The 1,573-nt window shown below is 43.5% G+C and carries 1 protein-coding gene; it reads right to left on the reverse strand.

Annotated elements, in window-relative coordinates:
• Positions 1 to 103 precede the first annotated feature (103 nt).
• Positions 104 to 1,435 carry a hypothetical protein gene (locus Q0095_RS03675; protein WP_297881459.1) on the reverse strand — a complete coding sequence of 444 codons (1,332 nt, stop codon included), beginning with the start codon at positions 1,433 to 1,435 and terminating at the stop codon, positions 104 to 106.
• Positions 1,436 to 1,573 lie beyond the last annotated feature (138 nt).

Here is a 1,573-nt window from a genome sequence, read left to right on the forward strand (position 1 = left end):
GCAGACATTCGGCTTTATGGCGCGAAAATTTAGATTGAAATTTTATATAATGCCTCTTTGATTTTTATCTTTTAGCAAAATTTAAAATTTTGCTTTTCGGAGCTTACTGTTTTGCCAGCCAAGCCCGGTATCCTTCGCTTTTAATCACGTCCGCGATGCTTTTTGCCATCTCCTGCGGCAAAAATTCGGACTTTTTATCGATGACGGACACTAGCGCGTAAGTGCTATCGTAATCTTGCAACTCCAAGCCCGCGCGCACCAGCGTTTCGTATAAAAACGGCTCGTCCTTTTCGATGCTTACCGCATCGTCGTTTAAAAATTCATAGATGAACGCAAGCTGTTTTTTATCGCCGATTTCTAAAAAATAATCGGCCAAATTAGTCGCGCTCTTAATGATGATTTTGCGCAGATCGTCTATCTGCTGCGCAGAGTAACGCTGGGTAATCAGCCGCCAATTTTCCGCCATCCTCGCCGCAATGATAGACAGCTTGAAAGCTCTGCCGCCATAAGCGTATTTTTCGCTTTCATCGCCGATTTTTTCTATAGCCTCGAATTCGCTCACCATATACTCGTATAGCTCCCCATCGCTGCCGCTGAAATTTTCTAAATATATCGTCTCGGCAATAGTCTCGGAATTTTTAGGCAGATCGCCTGCGCATTCGGGCTCCTGCTCTTCATTTTCTTCGTCCCAGGCGGCTTTTCTAGCTTCAAAAGTTTTAAAATCCACTAGCGGATTAGCGCCCTTTTTTACGAATTTAAAAAAGGCAGAAATATCGATCTGATGCTCATCTTCGTAAATTCCGTCCTTAAACATCAGCTCACAATTTTCAAAAAAATCCCAACCATCAAGCGCGCCCAGGTAGCTTTGACCGATCCGTCCGTCTAGGACATAGACGCATTCGCTAGCGCTATGATCAGGCATCGCGTGGTCGTTTGAGACGATATACGGCGCTTGCGTTTTTCCAAAAACCTGCAACATTCCGTCGTTGTATTCGCCGCTTATACCCCAAAGCGCCGTTAGATTGCCGCCGATTGCGATAACGCCGTCCTGCGAATGCAGATAATCACACGCCGTATCTTTGGCGACTTGCAAAAACAGATAATCATCATCAACGATATCGCCGCTGATGAATAAATTTCCATTAACAAACATCGCTCGTGCGCTATTTTTACCGCCCGCTTCGCTAAATTTATCCTCAAGCCAAGCGGAATTTATCGTGCCTCCCGACAGGCTAAGATCGCCATCAAACACCAGCACGTCAAAACTACCATCCAAATATAAATTTGAGCCGTATTTTTTCTCAAATTCATCATAAGAGAGTATAAAAACGGGTGGAATTTTCGTCGCAAAAGAGCTACGACTTTCGTATCGCTTTGCTTGTGATTTAACGATCTGCTCGCAATTTTGCAGAAAATTTTTGATCTGGTTTTCCATTTTTATATCCTTTTAAATTTGCTATTTGCGGCGGGTGGTCCCGTCATATAGCCTGCAGAATAAAAATTTTGCCAAATTTCGAAAAAGCACTCGCGAGACGAGCCGCCGAAAATTTAAAGGCGAAGTATTTTTTCTTTA

Origin of the sequence: uncultured Campylobacter sp., assembly GCF_938045535.1 — a bacterium.
GTDB lineage: Bacteria > Campylobacterota > Campylobacteria > Campylobacterales > Campylobacteraceae > Campylobacter_B.

Bases quoted from the DNA above. Each gene is read 5' to 3' on its own strand.
- Q0095_RS03675 (WP_297881459.1), bottom strand. From the start codon at position 1,435: ATGGAAAACCAGATCAAAAATTTTCTGCAAAATTGCGAGCAGATCGTT.